At 70.7% G+C, this 15,979-nt stretch carries 15 protein-coding genes and 1 pseudogene; 9 read left to right on the forward strand and 7 right to left on the reverse strand.

Going from position 1 to position 15,979, the window contains the following annotated elements:
* Both D1825_RS18175 and D1825_RS04955 read left to right on the forward strand, forming a co-directional pair.
* A partial coding sequence (locus D1825_RS18175; RefSeq protein WP_407643297.1) for a hypothetical protein occupies positions 1-452 on the forward strand: 452 nt, incomplete at its 5' end.
* 88 nt (positions 453-540) lie between these two features.
* The gene (locus D1825_RS04955; protein ID WP_138067464.1) at positions 541-876 is read left to right on the forward strand and encodes a hypothetical protein; all 336 of its coding nucleotides are present in this window, start codon (positions 541-543) and stop codon (positions 874-876) included.
* 4 nt (positions 877-880) lie between these two features.
* Here the strand turns inward: D1825_RS04955 and D1825_RS04960 are convergent, their stop codons facing one another.
* The 3 genes from D1825_RS04960 to D1825_RS04970 all read right to left on the reverse strand — a co-directional run bounded on the left by D1825_RS04960 (position 881) and on the right by D1825_RS04970 (position 3,986).
* Complete coding sequence (locus tag D1825_RS04960; RefSeq protein ID WP_118766346.1) at positions 881-1,198, reverse strand: hypothetical protein; 318 nt, start codon at positions 1,196-1,198, stop codon at positions 881-883.
* Positions 1,199-1,253: 55 nt separating this feature from the next.
* Positions 1,254-1,649: a YciI family protein gene (locus D1825_RS04965; protein ID WP_118766347.1), complete on the reverse strand. Its 396-nt coding sequence runs from the start codon at positions 1,647-1,649 to the stop codon at positions 1,254-1,256.
* 123 nt (positions 1,650-1,772) lie between these two features.
* Positions 1,773-3,986 carry an esterase-like activity of phytase family protein gene (locus D1825_RS04970; protein WP_118766348.1) on the reverse strand — a complete coding sequence of 738 codons (2,214 nt, stop codon included), beginning with the start codon at positions 3,984-3,986 and terminating at the stop codon, positions 1,773-1,775.
* Positions 3,987-4,236: 250 nt separating this feature from the next.
* Between D1825_RS04970 and phoA the strand changes: the two genes are divergently transcribed.
* Positions 4,237-5,952: an alkaline phosphatase gene (phoA, locus tag D1825_RS04975; protein ID WP_199721500.1), complete on the forward strand. Its 1,716-nt coding sequence runs from the start codon at positions 4,237-4,239 to the stop codon at positions 5,950-5,952.
* A 115-nt stretch (positions 5,953-6,067) separates the two neighbouring features.
* Here the strand turns inward: phoA and D1825_RS04980 are convergent, their stop codons facing one another.
* Entirely contained in the window at positions 6,068-6,940 is an 873-nt protein-coding gene (locus D1825_RS04980) for an NmrA family NAD(P)-binding protein (RefSeq protein WP_233549641.1), read from the reverse strand.
* Between the two features lie 336 nt (positions 6,941-7,276).
* Between D1825_RS04980 and D1825_RS04985 the strand changes: the two genes are divergently transcribed.
* The gene (locus D1825_RS04985; protein WP_199721501.1) at positions 7,277-8,080 is read left to right on the forward strand and encodes a GNAT family N-acetyltransferase; all 804 of its coding nucleotides are present in this window, start codon (positions 7,277-7,279) and stop codon (positions 8,078-8,080) included.
* A gap of 45 nt (positions 8,081-8,125) precedes the next feature.
* Positions 8,126-8,707 carry a dihydrofolate reductase family protein gene (locus D1825_RS04990; RefSeq protein WP_118766351.1) on the forward strand — a complete coding sequence of 194 codons (582 nt, stop codon included), beginning with the start codon at positions 8,126-8,128 and terminating at the stop codon, positions 8,705-8,707.
* Between the two features lie 18 nt (positions 8,708-8,725).
* Here D1825_RS04990 and D1825_RS04995 read toward each other — a convergent pair whose 3' ends face one another.
* Complete coding sequence (locus D1825_RS04995; RefSeq protein ID WP_138067465.1) at positions 8,726-9,328, reverse strand: TetR/AcrR family transcriptional regulator; 603 nt, start codon at positions 9,326-9,328, stop codon at positions 8,726-8,728.
* Positions 9,329-9,520: 192 nt separating this feature from the next.
* Here D1825_RS04995 and D1825_RS05000 point away from each other — a divergent pair, with 192 nt between their 5' ends.
* From D1825_RS05000 to D1825_RS05010, 3 genes are all read left to right on the forward strand, one after another.
* The gene (locus D1825_RS05000) at positions 9,521-9,847 is read left to right on the forward strand and encodes a cupin domain-containing protein (RefSeq protein ID WP_233549642.1); all 327 of its coding nucleotides are present in this window, start codon (positions 9,521-9,523) and stop codon (positions 9,845-9,847) included.
* 105 nt (positions 9,848-9,952) lie between these two features.
* Positions 9,953-10,756 carry an alpha/beta fold hydrolase gene (locus D1825_RS05005; RefSeq protein WP_118766354.1) on the forward strand — a complete coding sequence of 268 codons (804 nt, stop codon included), beginning with the start codon at positions 9,953-9,955 and terminating at the stop codon, positions 10,754-10,756.
* A 118-nt stretch (positions 10,757-10,874) separates the two neighbouring features.
* Positions 10,875-11,192 (forward strand): DUF4287 domain-containing protein, encoded by a 318-nt coding sequence (locus tag D1825_RS05010; RefSeq protein WP_118766355.1) that lies wholly within the window; start codon positions 10,875-10,877, stop codon positions 11,190-11,192.
* A 69-nt stretch (positions 11,193-11,261) separates the two neighbouring features.
* On the opposite strand, the gene D1825_RS05015 is transcribed toward D1825_RS05010, so the two are convergent.
* Both D1825_RS05015 and D1825_RS05020 read right to left on the reverse strand, forming a co-directional pair.
* Positions 11,262-13,151 carry an alkyl/aryl-sulfatase gene (locus tag D1825_RS05015; protein ID WP_118766356.1) on the reverse strand — a complete coding sequence of 630 codons (1,890 nt, stop codon included), beginning with the start codon at positions 13,149-13,151 and terminating at the stop codon, positions 11,262-11,264.
* A gap of 64 nt (positions 13,152-13,215) precedes the next feature.
* The gene (locus D1825_RS05020) at positions 13,216-14,229 is read right to left on the reverse strand and encodes a TIGR00341 family protein (RefSeq protein WP_118766358.1); all 1,014 of its coding nucleotides are present in this window, start codon (positions 14,227-14,229) and stop codon (positions 13,216-13,218) included.
* A gap of 190 nt (positions 14,230-14,419) precedes the next feature.
* On the opposite strand from D1825_RS05020, the pseudogene D1825_RS05025 reads away from it, so the two are divergent.
* Positions 14,420-15,956 (forward strand): annotated as a pseudogene (locus D1825_RS05025) (cation:proton antiporter).
* The last annotated feature ends 23 nt before the right edge of the window (positions 15,957-15,979 follow it).

The following is a 15,979-nucleotide window of genomic DNA, read 5'->3' on the forward strand; positions in this document are numbered from 1 at the left end:
ACTCGGAGCGGGCCGCGCCCGCCGCGGCGGAGGCGTCCGAGTCCGCCGCGACCCGGGAGCGCCGCGTGCGCCGGGAGGAGCGCGAGCAGCGCGCGCGGGACGAGGCGCGCGCGGCCTGGGAGGCCGCGGACGGTGCCGCCAGGGCCGCCCGCGAGAGGTACGACGCCGCGCTCGCCTCCCACGACGAGAGCACGGCCGAGGCGGAGCGCGCGGCCGACGTCGCGGACCGGGCGCACGCCGAGGAGGACGACCTGGTGCGCGAGCTGGCCGACGTCCGCACGCGCCTCGCGGCGGCTGGCAAGGCGGCCACCGCGGCCGACAAGGCGCTCGCGACGGCGCAGCAGACCCACCGGGTCGACGAGAAGGCGGTGGCCACCGCCGAGCGCGAGCTCCACCGCAGCGAGAAGGCTCGGGACGCCGCGGCCGAGCAGGCCGGGATCGACTCGGACTGACGCCCTCGCGGCTCGTGGTGCGACGGCGATGGGTCCTTGGTCCGAGGTCGTCGGCCGGCCCCCGTCCTAGCGTCGAGGTGTGCTGACGATGACGCGAACGATGTTCTGCCCCCGCTGCGGCGGCCCGAGCGCCTGGACCCGGCCGCTCGCCGAGCCGGCGGGCCACGGAGATGCGGTTCACACCGCCGAGGCGGCGATCTCCCGGACCGTGTGCGCGCGCTGCGCGACGGCCTGGGACGTGTGGCTCGCGGATCGGCGCCGACCGGAGGCCTTCGTCGACGTCGCCCTCGCCGCGCCGTGGCGCGACGCCCTGGCCCGGTTCGACCACCTGGGCGCGACCGCGAACCGCACCGCCGACGTCACCGGGCTGCGGTTGCGCGACACGTTCGTCGCACTCCCCGGCACCGCTGCCCTGCGAGCCTGAGCCGCTACGGCGTCGTCGCCTCGATGCTCGTGACCTTGCCGAGCCAGATCCGAGGCATCTCCTGCTCGGCGACGCCAGGGTCGAAGAGCACGAGGCGCAGGTAGAGGCCGACCTCGATCCGTCGGCCGACGTAGCTCTCCTCGTCGTCCTCCGCCGTGAAGCTCGACGAGTAGAGCGCGGGAGACCAGTCCTCGTCGACCAGCCGAACCTCCGCGCGACGAGCGGCGACCGCGCGCAGGTCGAACACCGTCGTCGTGGTCGTGACGCGCCACTGCCCGTCCGGACTTCCGGGTCGCAGGCTCTGGACGGGTGCGCCGCTCATGAGCCGAGTCTCCACCGTCGAGCGGAACCGCGCCCGTCCCGGCCCGTGCCTCGCCTCAGGGCGCGTTCATCGCGCGCCGAATCTCGATCGTGTAGTCGGGCAGCAGGCGCGCGTGCGCGACGACGCTGTCCTCGTCGGGCGCATCGACCAGGTAGAAGCCGCTGAGCTGCTCGACCGACTCGGCGTAGGGACCCTCGCTCACGGTGCCCTCGCCGTTGCGCACGACCTTCGCGGTCGCGGCGGGCCGCAGTGCCTCGCTCGCGACGAACCGCACACCGAACTCCGCGGCCCGCGCCGCGTACTCGTCGTGCCGGTCGATCACGACCTGCTGCTGCTCCGAGCTCATGTGCACCCAGCCGCCCTCCTCGTCGTGGAGGAGGACGATCCAGCGCAGCGGGTCGTCGTGCGGCTCGGCTGTCGTCGCGGCATGCCCTGCGGGTTCGGTGCTCATGCTCGATCCTCTCGTCCGGGCCTCGGCTGTGCCCGTCACCGCGATGACGCGCGGACAGGACCCGGATCGACAGGCGGACGAGCGCGAGCCTGCCCGTCGCGGGGACGGGCAGGCTCGCGTCGGTCAGCTCGTCGCCGCGACGGCCAGGTCGGGGTTGTCGCTGAACACCCCGTCGAGGCCGATCGCCACGAACGCCCGGATCTCCCCGGCCAGGTCGCCGACCGCGTTCGGGTCGGTGCCGATCCGGTACTCCGCGGGCAGGAACTGGTTCTCCCGGCGGAACGTCCAGCCGTGCACCTCGAGGCCGACCCGGTGCGCGTCGCGCACCACCGTGGTCGGCGTGCCGAGCGTGCCCGACGAGGTCCGCGGGATCATCACGTCCTTGCACAGGCCCACGCCGTCCGCGTACCGGGCGATCTGCGCCAGCCCAGAGGCTGTCACCAGGTCCTTGTAGGTCCGCGTGTCGCCGGCTGCCACGAGGTCGTAGGGCGCTCCCGAGCAGTCGACGAGCTGGACGAGCGGCGCCTTGGTCAGGCGGGCGAGCTCGCGCAGGTTGCCGGTCTCGAAGCTCTGCACGAACACGGGCGCGTTGCGGCGGTCCAGGCCGTTGGCCTTGAGCTGCGCGACGAGCGGCTCCTCGAGCGAGAGACCGACGGAGTCGAAGTACGTCGGGTGCTTCGTCTCGGGGTAGACCCCGACCTGCTTGCCGTCGCACGAGACCGAGTGGCGCGCCAGGTCGATGACCTCGTCGAGCGTCGGGATCTCGTAGAGCCCGTCGAACGCCGTGTTGGCGGGGCGGACCTGCGGCAGCCGCTCCTTCGCGCGCAGGGTCTTGAGCTGGGCGAACGTGAAGTCCTCGGTGAACCAGCCCGTGACGCTGCGGCCATCGATCACCTTCGTGGTCTTCAGCGAGGCGAACTCCGGGTGGTCGGCGACGTTCGTCGTGCCGCCGATCTCGTTCTCGTGCCGCGCGACGAGCACGCCGTCCTTCGTCGAGACCACGTCCGGCTCGATGTAGTCCGCGCACTGGCGGATCGCGGTCTCGTACGACGCGAGGGTGTGCTCGGGGCGGTAGCCGCTCGCGCCGCGGTGGCCGATGGCCGTCGTCGGGCTCGCCTTCGGGGCGCGGACCTTGCGCAGGTCGATGATGTCGATCTCGGTGTCGTCGGGCTTGCCCGCGATCCGCGCGGCGTTGCCCGGGTAGTTGTTGTCGTTGGCGATGAGCAGGCGGCCGTCGGCGAGCTGGACCACGGTCTCGAACGACTGCACCGGAAGCGAGAAGGGATCGCCCGTGCCGTACCCGTCGCCCGCACCGAGGTGGTCGGGGTTGGCGATCTTCAGCGCGTCGAGCACGAGGGTCTTGCGGACGAAGCCGTCGACGTCCCGCTTGTCGAGGTCGAGCGCGTAGACGCGCTTGATCACCGACGCCTCGCCCTGGAAGTCGTCGCGCTCGATCACCAGGAGCTGGTGCCGGCCCGTGGTGAAGGCGTCGCCGACCACGTTCGCGTCCTGGTCCGTCTGGTACGCCCAGGTCACGCCGGTGTACCGGTTCGTGCGCGTGTCGAACTCGGAGATCGTCCGGCGCCGCTGCAACGGGTCGTCGACGAACGCACCCTCGGTGATCGGGTACAGGTAGCGACCGTTCTTCGAGGCCGCCATCGCCTCGAAGCCGCGGCTCGCCTTGATCCGCGGGGTCTCGCCGGCGCCGAGGTACGGGTTCTGCGGCGACTTGCCCAGCGGGAACGGGACGGGTGCGGACAGCAGCTTGCCCGTCCGGTCCACGTGCAGCAGGAACGGCCCGAACTCCTCGCCGATCCAGAAGCTGCCGTCCTTCTGGCGCACGATCGACTCGATGTCGAAGTCCGCGCCGGTGAGCAGTCGCTGCTTGGTGTCGGCGTGCACGATCGGGAAGTCGATGCGGTGGTCGGGGTCGCGCAGCGACACGAAGCCCTGGACCTTGATCTCGCCCGCGCCGCCCTTGGCCGTCTCCCACCGCGGCTTGACGTGGTAGATCCGCAGCAGGAAGTCGGCCGAGTTGGCCTTGCTGCCGAACCCGTTGTCCGGCATCGCCCACAGCGTGCCGTCACCGGCATCGACGATGCCGCTGAAGCCGGGGATGACCTGGCCGGGGAACGGGCCGCTGCGACCGTTCGCGGGGGTGGCCAGGGCGCCGGACTGCGGCCCCGCGGCGAGGTAGTCGGCGGACAGCGTCGCCCGGGCTTCGAGGGTGGGGACCGTGATCGTCGGTCCCGGCTTGTCCGCGGCGACGGCGGCGGACGGCAGGAGGCTGGCGGCCACGGCGGCGGCCAGGATGGAGATCGTTACTCGTCTTCTCATGTGTCGACCGAAGCGCGCGGAGGCGACCCCCAGGGATCGCGGCGTCGACACCGGGATGAAAGCGACAGATCCGTCACCCGTCCGGGGGATGTCCTGCGCGGGCCGCGACCCACAGCGGGCGCTCAGGGCAACCACAGACCGCCGACGGTCCGACTCGTCCCGTTTCCTCCTGGATCATCCTATCGTCACCTTCACCCGGTCGACTGCACGAGGCGACGGACGTCGCCGGCAGACCCCCGGAAGGATCACGATGAAGACACGTGCATTCCGCCCGTTCGCCGCGGCAGTCGTCGCCGGCGGGCTCGTCATGGGCGCGGCCACCAGCTGGGCCGTCACGACCGACCTGTCGGGTCACGGCGACGCGCGCCGGCTCGACGGTGACCAGACCTCGAAGGTCCGCGCCCAGATCAAGGGCGGCGCCGCGAAGAACGTCATCCTGCTCATCGGTGACGGCATGGGCGACTCCGAGATCACCGTCGCCCGCAACTACGCCCAGGGTGCCGCGGGGCACTTCGCGGGCATCGACGCCCTGCCGCTGACCGGCCAGTACACGACCTACGCGCTCGACAAGAAGGACGGCCTGCCCGACTACGTGACCGACTCGGCCGCGTCCGGCTCGGGCTGGGCGACGGGTACCAAGACGTACAACGGCGCGATCTCGGTCGACATCAACGGCGCTCCGCAGCGTTCGCTGCTGGAGATCGCCCGCGCGAACGGCCTGCGCACGGGCGACGTCAGCACCGCGGAGCTGCAGGACGCCACGCCCGCGGTCCAGGTCGCACACGTCACCGACCGCGGCTGCTACGCCCCCTCGTCGACCCTGGCGAAGTGCCCGGCCAACGCCCTGCAGAACGGCGGCCTCGGCTCGATCACCGAGCAGCTGATCGACGCGCGCGCAGACGTCACCCTCGGCGGCGGCGCCACCTCGTTCAACGAGTCCGCCGCGGCCGGGCAGTGGTCGGGCAAGACGCTCCTGCAGCAGGCGAGCGCCCGCGGCTACCAGGTCGTGACCGACGCCGCCGGCCTCGCCGGGGTGCAGAAGGCCGACCAGAAGTCGCCCGTCCTCGGCCTGTTCGCGCCGGGCAACCTGCCCGTGCGCTGGATCGGCCCGGCCGCGACCCACACGGGCGGCACCGAGCCGGCCGTGACGTGCTCGCCCAACCCGAAGTACCTGGCGACGACGCCCACCCTCAAGGCGATGACGACCAAGGCGATCGACCTGCTCGACCGCACGTCCGGCAAGGGCTTCTTCCTGCAGGTCGAGGGCGCGAGCATCGACAAGCAGGACCACGCGGCCGACCCCTGCGGCCAGATCGGCGAGACCGTCGACCTCGACGAGGCCGTGCAGGTCGCGCTCGACTTCGCCAAGAAGGACGGCCACACGCTCGTCGTGCTGACCGCCGACCACGGCCACTCGAGCCAGATCGTCTACCCGAACACGCTGACCCCCGGCCTGACGCGCACGCTGCTGACGGCCGACAACAAGCCCATGACCGTCGCCTACGGCACCGCCGAGACCGGCGGCTCGCAGGACCACACGGGCACCCAGGTCCGGATCGCCGCCTACGGGCCGCGCGCCGCGAACGTCGTCGGGCTCACCGACCAGACGGACCTGTTCTTCACGATCCGCGACGCGCTGCGCCTCGACGCCGACAAGCCCTCCCCCGCGGCGCCGGTGGTCGAGAACGTCAACGTGATGGAGGGCGCGACCCTCAAGGGCAAGCAGACCGTGCGGGTCACGCTCGACACCGAGCCGGCGTACACGTACATCGAGCTCAACCGCGGCGGCACGTGGCTGACCGACAACACGAAGGCGCCGGGCAGCAGCAACGCGGGCAAGAAGCCGACGCTGGTGCTCGACACGCGCTCGTACCCGAACGGGAGCTACCAGCTCAAGATCGACGCGGTCGGGATCGACGGGCGCACGACCGAGAAGCTGATCGGGTTCACGATCGCCAACCGCTGACGGCTGCAGACATGGCACGAGGCCACGTCCGGATCCTGCATCCAGGATCCGGACGTGGCCTCTCACCTGCTGCTTCGGTGGAGCTGAGGCGCGCACCCTGAACCCACGGCGTCAGTCACGCAGGCGAGGCCCACAGCTCGCGGTTGTCGTGGACGTACTGGGCAAGGGTGCGGCCGGGTCGTCCGAGCAGCCGTTCGAGGGTGGGGTCCACGTTCTCGGCCTGGCCGCGCCGTAGCCCCGTGTGCAGCACGGTCTGCACGATGGCCTGCACCCAGGGGCGTCCTTGGGCGTGCACGTGTCGGAGATAGGGCAGAGCCGACGTGGGCTCGTAGCGGATCGGTCTGCCGAGCTCGCTCGTGAGCAGGGCGGCTACGTCATCGAAGTTGAGCGCCTGCGGGCCAGTGAGGACGTACCCCGCGCTCCGGTGTGCGTCCGGCGCGGCGAAGACCAGGGCGGCGACGTCGCCGATGTCGCGGGTGTCGATGAAGGCGGCCCGACCCTCGCCTGAGGGCAGCAGGATCCGGTCGTCGTTGACGATGTCGCTGCGGTAGGCGTCGGCGAGGTTCTGGGAGAAGAACCCGGGCCGCAAGATCGTCCACGACAGGGCGGACTCTCGCAGGCGTTCCTCGACACGGTGGTGGGGCACGACGCGGTTGGTGTCGGCGCCGGTGACCGAGGAGAAGACGACGTGTCCGACCTGCAGCCGTTCGGCGACGCCGAGCAGCGCGTTCAACGTCGGGCCGACCTTGGCGATCGCGGGCGGCCGTACCAGGAACATGCCCGCGGCACCGTCCAGAGCCGGGGCGAACGTCGTGGGGTCGAGCAGATCCAGCCGAGCGACCTCGACCCCTGGGTACCGATTCTCCAGAGCCGTCGGATGCGTTCCTGCAGCGCGAGCGGCGAGGCCGGCTCGCGTCAGGGCGGAGACGACAGCCCCACCGATGTTGCCGCTGGCACCGACCACGAGCACGGGACCGTCTGATCTCATGGGGCGAGCATCCTCCTTGCGTGGCGAGGTGGCTCGTCGGTCGAGGTTCGGAGGGTGCGCACCGTGCCTGCGCGAAGGGATCCGAGCACGCAGAACGCGCGTTGAAAGACGACTCGCGCGCAGCCAGACGTGAGATCCGGAGGCGCGTCCTGACCTACGATCGCGTCCCAGCCCCCTCCCGAGGAGTACGACATCAGCGACACGACCGGCGACATCGTCGTCCGCCACCTTTCCGGCCCGCACGAGCTCGACCTCTTCCTGCAGCTCCCCTACGTCCTGGACGACGAGCTCGCCGACGACCTCGCTGAGGGCAGGCGTCGGCCCGAGTGGATGTGGGTGGCGACCGACGACGACCGGGTCCTGGCCCGCGCCTCCTGGTGGGGCCGTCCCGGCGCAGCGGAGCCGGTGGTGCTCGACTTCTTCGACCTCGACGACACGCTCGAGCTGGACGTCGCCGTCGAGATCGGCGAACGGGTGCTGCGAGCCGGGCTGGCCGCCGTCGTCCCTGCCGGGTCGACGCCACCGGAGTACGGCCGGTACATCCCTCCGAACTGGCGCGAGGACGGGACGGCCCGACGGGTTGTCGAGTCGCGGATGTCCGTCCTCGAGCGGCTCGGAGCGCGGCCCCTCGTCGAGCGCCTCCGGCTCGAGTGGACGCCCGACGCGGCCGTCCCGGCTTCGTCGGGGAAACTGCGGTTCCGGCCCGCGAAGGGCCGCGACGAGCTGGTCGCGCTGATGGAACCGGTGCTGGAGGGCACGCTGGACGCGCACAGCCAGGCCGACCTCCAGACCATGTCGCCTGCCGCGGTCGCGGCCAAGCACTTCGACGAGGAGTTCGCCGGCTTCACCAGCCCGCACACCTGGTGGCAGGTCGCCGAGCTGTGCGACGGCGAGCCGGTCGGGTTCGTCGTTCCGGCCCGCAACACCTATCACGCGATCATCGCCTACGTCGGCGTCCTGCCAGCCCATCGCGGCAACGGCTACATCGACGACCTGCTGGCCGAGGGCACGCGGATCCTCGCGGCCGAGAACGTCCCCAGGATCCGCGCCTCGACCGACCTCGGCAACGTCCCCATGGCGCAGGCGTTCGCGCGGGCGGGCTACATCAACTTCGAGCGAGCCATCAACATGACCTGGTAGGGCCTCACGAGGTCCCCGGCTGGCACGCTTCGAAGAGAGGACTCCATGCGCAAGCTCGTGTACTACGTCGCCACGACGCTGGACGGATACATCGCCGGTCCGGACGGTGGTGACCCCACCGGACAGGACTACTTCCCGCTGACGCCCGACCTGATCCAGTTCATCGTCGAGCACTACCCCGAGACCCTGCCGGGTCCCGCACGTGCGGCCATGGGCATCTCCGGTCCCGGCCGGGCCTTCGACACCGTCCTCGAGGGGCGAGCCTCGTACGAGCTCGGGCTGGCCGCAGGGATGACCGATGCCTATCCCCACCTGCGGCATCTCGTCTTCTCCACGACTCTGGCCCCGAGCCCCGATCCCGCCGTCGAGATCGTCGCGACCGACGCCCTGGAGCGGGTCCGTGCGCTGAAGGCCGAGCCCGGCCTGGACCTGTGGCTCGTCGGTGGAGGCACGCTCGCGCACGCCTTGCTGCCCGAGATCGACCGCCTTGTCCTCAAGCAGAACCGGTCCGTCATCGGATCAGGCATCCCGCTGTTTCGCGGGCCGTTCCGACCCCATCTCTTCCGCCCGGTCGACGAGCTGCTGCTGGATTCGGGGCTGCGGGTCCTGACCTACGACCGCGCCTGACCGCCGTCGGACCGACGCTCAGTCGGTCGCCGGGACGGGCCGAAGGCCCGACAGGGTGTAGTCGAGCAGGAGCGCGATGTCCCGAGGTCGAGCGGGGTCGGTCTTGAACAAGAGCCGGTAGTACAGCGGCGCATAGATCAGCTCGACCATCATCCGGGTGGCCACGTCGGGCCGGAGCTGTCCGTCGTCGACCGCCTTGGCGAGCCGTGCTTCGCAGGCCCTGGTCCTAGGCTCGATGATCGTGTCCAGCAGCGCGGCGCCGACGGTGGGTGTGCTCTGCGCCTCGGCGACGATGCCGCGGAACAGGACTCCGATCTCCCCGTCGAGCAGCCTGGCTACTTCCAGCAGCTGACGGCGAAGATCCGCTGAGATGTCCCCGGTGTCGGGGAAGTCGATGGCCTCACCGACGCGGTCGTTGATCGCCTCCAGTGCCAGGTCACCCTTGGACGACCACCACCGGTAGATGGTCGTCTTCCCCACGCCCGCCGACGCCGCGATGGCCTCGATCGTCACGTTGGCGTACCCGCGCTCGCTGATGAGGGTGATGGCGGCGTCCAGGATGGCGCGCCGCGCTTCCATGCTTCGGCGGTGCGCGTTGGGAGCAGACTTCGTGGCGGCCACGACGCCAGTCTACGTCGCGACACGAAACGTATCGCGTTGACACGAGCGAGCGTTGCGCTCTACCGTGCACCAGACGCTACGTATCGTATCGTCTAACGATCAGCGAGGCGCTTGGGAGATGGCGAGATGAACGACCCAGGAGAAGCAGAAGCCCTGCGGGACGGGGGCTCGACTGTCCCGCGAGTGGTGCACGTGTCCGAGCTCCGCCGGCCGGACTCGCGTACCGCGAGGTTCGAGGGCCGCGCGCACGGTTCGGGGATCTCGTTCTTCCTCGTCGACGCCGACCCAGGACACGGGCCGGGTCTGCACCGCCACCCCTACTCCGAGACGTGGGTCGTGCTCGAAGGCCAGGCAACCATCACGATCGACGGGCACGATCTCGTCGCGGAGGCCGACGACTGCGCTGTCGTCCCGGCAGGTCTGTGGCACAGCTTCGTCAACTCCGGCAGCGGCGCCCTGCGGATGATCTGCATCCACGCGTCGGACGTCATGGTGCAGGAGGGATTCCCCCCGCCCTGATCTTCGATGCCGCGCCGTCGAACTGCCCCGCCCGGTCGCCACACGTGCACCTCGCACGAGGACGTGACCCGTCGGGCCCGTACAAACCCATGAAGGGACGTTCTCATGACCCACTTCCTCTCCTCCGCAGACGGCACTCGCATCGGGTTCGACGTTCTCGGACCAGCAGACGGCCCTGCGGTGATCTGCGTGCACGGTGCGACGGCGTATCGCGCCATCTCCTCCAGTGCCGGTGCTCTGGCCGCGACCGGACTTCGCGTGGTCGCCTACGACCGACGCGGTCGTGGTGAGAGCGGCGACGCCGAGGCGTACGCCGTCGAGCGCGAGATCGAGGACATCGCCGCGCTCGTCGACCACCTCGGCGCGAACGCGATCCTCCTCGGCGAGTCCTCCGGTGCGGTCCTCGCGCTCGAGGCAGCCCTGGCAGGTGTGCCGGCCGCCGCGGTCGCTGCCTTCGAACCGCCGTTCATCGTCGACGACGGCCGTCCACCCCTCCCTGCCGACTACGTCGCGCGGCTCGATGCCTTCGCAGCCGGCGGGGACCTGCTCGGCGCACTTCGGTACTTCTCGCTCGAAGCGGTCGGACTCCCTCCCCACGTGGTCGACCAGATGATGGCGTCACCGTTCGTGGCCGCGGTCGAGCCCTTCGCCGGCACCCTGCGCTACGACGCACGGATCATGGGCGACACCATGGATGGCAACGCCGCCGCACTCGAGCGCTACGTGGCCATCCCCGTTCCCGTCACCCTCCTGGTCGGCGAGTCGACGTTCCCCTTCATCCGTTCCGGCGCAGTCGCGTTCGCCGAGGTCGTGCCTGGAAGCACGCTGGTCGACGTCCCCGGTGGGGACCACCAGCTCCCCGTGGGCGCCGTCGCGCCCGTCCTCCGGTCGATCGCCGTGAGCGCCTGAGCTGACCCGCCTCCTCGAGGTACCGCGGTGTCCAGCTCCCCCAACGCCCGGCACCTGCCACGAGAGCTCACCGGGCGCTGCCCAGCGCTCGGCCACCACCGCAGAAAGGATGACCGCCGTGTCGTTCCAGGCATACCTCGACACCATCGAGGACAAGACCGGCAAGACACCCCGCCAGCTCGTCGACGAGGCGAGAGGGCGGGGGTTCGACAGCCCGTCCGTCAAGGCCGGGGAGATCGTCCAGTGGCTCGCCACCGACTACGGGCTTGGTCGCGGGCATGCGATGGCGCTCGTCCACGTCATCAAGAAGGGCCCGACGATCAGCAGCAAGCACGTGGGTACCGACGGCGTGCACCGTGACGAGTCCGAGACGCTGTGGCTCGACGGCAAGGCAGCACGGGCCCAGCCGCTCGACGGGCCCCTGGGCGGCGCCTAGCGAAGCACCCGGCCGCGATGTTTCGCGCACTCCACCCCGGCGGGCGCTCCGCTGCTGGCGCGCGACGCCTCAGGGAGTCACGATGGCGAAGTTCTTGTCACCGGGGTCCAGCACCGCTGCGAGTCGACCGAGGACGGACGCGTCGCCCGTCACCTCGACCCCGGCGGCGGCCAGGGCCTCGCCTCCCAGGCCGCCAGCCAGCGCCGGCAGTGCCCGCCGGGTCGTCGTGAGGACGGTGTCGGCGTCGCCTGACTGCGGCGCCGCGCTGTAGGTGAGCACCCCGTTGCCCATCCGCAGGCGGTAGCGCTCGTCCACATCCGTGAGCACGACGTCGATCGAGAACTTCTCGTCCCACGCCTGGGGGCCGTTCACCTGGATCGCGATCGCGTCGAACAGCATCGACGGTGTCAGCTGCGCGATCACGTCGGGGGCGTTCGTCTCGGTCGGGGTCCCGAACTGGCCGTCGCGCAGCTCGGTGGCGCCCGAGAGGTAGAAGTCGCGCCAGGTCCCGTTCTCCGAGCCGTAGCCGAGCTGCTCGTAGGTGTCGGCCAGGAGCTCGCGGGCTGTGGCGTGCTCCGGCTGGGCGAAGACCACGTGGTTGAGGATCTCTGCCACCCAGCGGTAGTCGCCGGCGTCGAACGACGCCTTCGCCTTCTCGACAACGGCGTCCGCGCCGCCGCCCAGCTCGACGTAGCGCTTGGCGCGCTCGACCGGCGTGTGCTCCCACAGGTGGGCGGGGTTGCCGTCGAACCACCCGAGGTAGCGCTGGTAGATCGCCTTGACGTTGTGGCTGACCGAACCGTAGTACCCGCGGGTGTGCCAGGCGTTCTCCAGTGCGGGCGGGAGCTCGATCTCCTCGGCGATCTCCGGGCCGGTCAGGCCCTTGTTCAGGAGACGCAGCGTCTGGTCGTGCAGATACCCGTACAGGTCCCGCTGGAGCGAGAGGTACTCGACCACGCGCTCGTTGCCCCACGTGGGCCAGTGGTGCGAGGCGAACACGACCTCGATCTCCGCCCCGAACAGGTCGATCGTCTCGGTCAGGTAGCGGGCCCACGCGTGCGGATCTCTGACGACGGCGCCCCGCAGGGTCAGCAGGTTGTGCAGGTTGTGCGTCGCGTCCTCGGCTGCGCACAGCGCCTTGTGGTCGGGCAGCCAGATCAGCATCTCCGACGGAGCCTCGGTGCCAGGGGCCATCTGGAACACGAGCCGTACTCCGTCGACGACCTCCTCGTGGCCGGTCGTCGTGATGAGATCGGTCGGCGCGATGAGGGAGACGAGCCCGATGGACAACGTCTGCCCGAGACCGGCACCGACGCCGCCCTGCGGTCCGCGGGCGAGCGCCGCACCGTACATGTACCCCGCGCGTCGGTTCATGGCCGTGCCGGCGTAGACGTTCTCGGAGACAGCCGCCTCGATGAAGCCCTCGGGCGCGAAGATCCGCACCGCGCCGGAGTCGACCTCCTCCTGCGTGACGAAACCCTTCACGCCGCCGAAGTGGTCGGCGTGGGAGTGGGTGTAGATCACCGCCTTGACCGGCCGCTCGCCGCGGTGCTGGCGGTAGAGCGCCAGGGCCGCAGCGCCGGTCTCCGCGGACAGGAGCGTGTCGATGACCACGACGCCTTCGTCGCCCTCGACGATCGTCGTGTTGGACAGGTCCTGCCCGCGGACCTGGTAGATCCCGGGGACCACCTCGAACAGGCCGTCCACGGCGGCGAGCTTCGAGACCCGCCACAGGCTCGGGTTGACGGTGTCGGGCGCCTCCCCCTCAAGGAAGGAGTAGGTGTCGTTGTCCCACAGGACCGTGCCGTCGTAGGCCGTCACGGCATTCGGCTCGCGTCGTGCGACGAGCCCCCGCGAGGCGTCCTCGAAGTCCTGTTCGTCCGCGAAGGGCAGGTTCTCGAGAACTGCGCGCTGCTGCTGGACGATGGCGGCCGATGCTGGCTTCGGTGTCGGTGACATGCATCTCAGCATCACACAGAGGTGCGGTGCCGCACAGGGGATGGCGCTGCCCGGATCGACCGATTCAGGGCGCGCCGATCGTCCCCGCCTCCAGGCGATCACCCAGGCTCGTCACGATGATCACAGGGGTCCCGTCAGGTACTGGATCCTCGAGGGCGTCCATGAGGGGTGCGGTGTCCGGCAGAGGGCCGGGGGTCCGGACATCGATCTCGAGGATCGCGCCGCTGTACGAGACGTCGGTGACCGTCGCGCCAGGGACGTCTTCCAGCCAGCTCGTCGTCGCTCGCTCGACCCGCTCGGTGCGCAGCGCCACGACGTACGTGAAGACGGTGTTGCTGGCCAGCGGGACAGCGACGATCGCGAGGACGATCGTCAGCGTCACGTATGTGCGTCGACGCGATCGCCCCTCGGACACCGCCGTGGGAACTCCGTAGCCGGTCGTCGCGAAGACGAGCGTGCCCGCGAGCACCAGGGCGACCATGTTCGAGAGGAAGAGGAGCAGCGCGCCGGCCGCCAGGCTCGGGGATCCGTCACCGAGGCACACGCCCGCGACCGCCAACGGTGGCACCAACGAGATCGCGATCGCGACTCCGGGCAGCACGGCCGCGACGTCGCGGCGGGCGAGCGCGATCGCGCCGGCGAAGCCCGTCGCCACCGCCGCGACGAGGTCGAGGAGCCCGGGTGAGGTGCGCGACGCGATCTGGCTGTTGGTCAGCAGGTCGAACGACGTCGGCAGGACGAGCGAGAACACCGCGCCGACCGCGACCACGAGGACCAGGCCCCGCAGGACGAACCAGGCCGACCGGAGCGCTGATCGAGCGGACCCCTTCGCCAGCCCGAGAGCGAGCCCCATGATCGGGGTGGCCAGGGGGGCGATGATCATCGCCCCGATCACCGTGGCGGTGGAGTCGGACAGGACTCCCGCCGTCGCGATCACCGCGCTGAGCGCGAGCATGATCCAGAACGCCGAGCGCTTCGCCGAGACGTCCCCGGCCCAGAGGTCGAGGTCGGCGGTCAGGTTGTCGGCCGTGCGGCGTTGGGAATCGGGAAGCACGGTGCGGATCAGGTTCAGTGCCATGCCTCGCATGGTGGCAGCACCGCCCGCACCGGGCACCTGCACGAGCATGCCGCCGGCCACCGGACCTGGGCTCGGCGCCGCAGCTCCCGCGGCCGCTCGCGCGTCGTAGCTGCGCTGGTGCACTATCCGAGGAGCCGTCGTCGTCACGGACCGTCGCGTGCGCTCCCCGCGCCAGGACAGGAGTCGCCCGATGCATCCCGCGGTCCTCGTGGCCATCCTGGTGGCCGGCATCGTCGCGCTGACGCCGGCTTCCGACCGGCTACGCATCCCGTACCCCGTCTTGCTCACCTTGTTCGGCCTGGTCGTCCCATTGCTGCCGGGAGTGCCGAGTGTGTCGGTCGATCCCGACCTCATCCTTCCGCTCGTCCTGCCCCCGCTGCTGTTCGCCGCCACCCAGCGTTCGACGGCGCGGGAGTTCAGGGAGAGCGCACGGCCGATCGCTCTGCTCGCTGTCGGCCTGACTCTGGCAAGTGCTCTCGCGGTCACGGTGCTGGCCCACGGCGCTGGGCTGGGCTGGGGCCCAGCGGCAGTCCTCGGTGGCGGCGACCGCCGTGGCTCGGCGCCTGCGCCTGCCAGGGCGCCTCGTCACGATCCTCGAGGGCGAAGGGATGTTCAACGACGCGACGGCCCTCGTGCTCTACAACGTGGCCGTCGCGGGAGTGGTAGCCGGGCACGTCACGGCGGGGCAGGTGGGGCTCAGCCTGGTACTGGCGCTGGGCGTGGGAGTCGGTCTCGGACTGGTCGTGGCGATCGCGACCAGGTGGATCCTCGGCTGGCTGCACTCGGCGACGGCCGAGACGACGGTGACGATCGCGATGCCGTTCGCCGTGTACCTCGCGGCCGACCAGCTGTACGGCTCCGGCGTCCTGGCGGTCCTCACGCTCGGGCTCTACCTGCGGACCTACGCTGCGCGGTCGCTGACCTCCGAAGGCTGGCTGCTCGGGCGAGCCGTCTGGCAGTACGCGGACGACCTAATCACCAGTCTCGTGTTCGTGTTCATCGGGTTCGAGCTCACCGAGATCCTGCGCTCCAACTCCGCCAGCAGCACCGCGCTCGCACTTGCGGGTTGGACCGTCCTCGTCCTCGTCCTGGTTCGCTTCGGGTGGGTGCTCAGCTCGACCGCGCTGTTCGGGAGGCATCGCCGCGAGGGCGTGCCCGTCGGCGCCCGGGAAGGGGTCGTGACGTCCTGGGCCGGAATGCGCGGCGTGGTCACCGTAGCCACCGCGCTCGCCTTGCCGGACGTCCTGGACTCAGGAGAGGCCTTTCCGCACCGCGACTCCATCGTCGTCGTGGCCCTCGTGACGGTGCTGGTCACGCTCGTGCCGCAAGGGCTCACCCTCGCGCCGCTGGTGCGTTGGCTGGGAGTCGGAGAAGCAGGAGATGACGAGCAACGTCGGATCCTGCGCCGCGACGCGACCTCCGCGGTCCTCGCCGCGCTGGACGGAACTCTGAGCGCCGACGTCCCCGACCGCGTCCGGTGGGCGGTGCGGCTGCAGTACCAGGGGTACCTCGCTGCACAGGACGCGATCAGCACGGCGCGCCGAGGCAGTGACCACGACGAGAACGACGCCGGCGACGACGCCGAGGTGGGCACTCTCCTGCGACGGGCGAGCGAGGTCGAGCGGGCTGTCGTCCTGACGGCTCGCGAGGAAGGACGAGTCAGCCCGGACGTCGCCGACGACGTGCTCGCCGAGGTCGAGCGGCGAGCGCTCAGGCAGCTCGAGTAGGCATTTCCGACGACGCCTTCCGG

Source organism: Cellulomonas rhizosphaerae, assembly GCF_003470205.1.
In the GTDB taxonomy this organism is placed as follows: domain Bacteria; phylum Actinomycetota; class Actinomycetes; order Actinomycetales; family Cellulomonadaceae; genus Cellulomonas; species Cellulomonas rhizosphaerae.